The sequence below is a fragment of the Pseudomonas sp. yb_9 genome (assembly GCF_043103635.1).
GTDB lineage: Bacteria > Pseudomonadota > Gammaproteobacteria > Pseudomonadales > Pseudomonadaceae > Aquipseudomonas > Aquipseudomonas monteilii.
Genome location: NZ_JBICKA010000060.1, coordinates 1 through 386, shown reverse-complemented (window position 1 = coordinate 386; position 386 = coordinate 1). Strand labels below are relative to the sequence as shown.

1 rRNA gene is annotated in these 386 nt (G+C 53.9%); it reads right to left on the bottom strand.

The window, feature by feature from the left end:
- Window positions 1–386, bottom strand: a 16S ribosomal RNA gene (locus tag ACF8MI_RS17170); the annotation flags it as partial.

Sequence of the window (386 nt, the reverse complement as noted above, 5' to 3'; positions counted from 1 at the left end):
GACCCGGGAACGTATTCACCGCGACATGCTGATCCGCGATTACTAGCGATTCCAACTTCATGCAGTCGAGTTGCAGACTACAATCCGGACTACGATACACTTTCTGCGATTAGCTCCCCCTCGCGGGTTGGCGGCGCTCTGTATGTACCATTGTATGACGTGTGAAGCCCTACCCATAAGGGCCATGAGGACTTGACGTCATCCCCACCTTCCTCCGGTTTGTCACCGGCAGTCTCATTAGAGTGCCCTTTCGTAGCAACTAATGACAAGGGTTGCGCTCGTTGCGGGACTTAACCCAACATCTCACGACACGAGCTGACGACAGCCATGCAGCACCTGTGTACTGGTTCTCTTTCGAGCACTCCCTGATCTCTCAAGGATTCCAG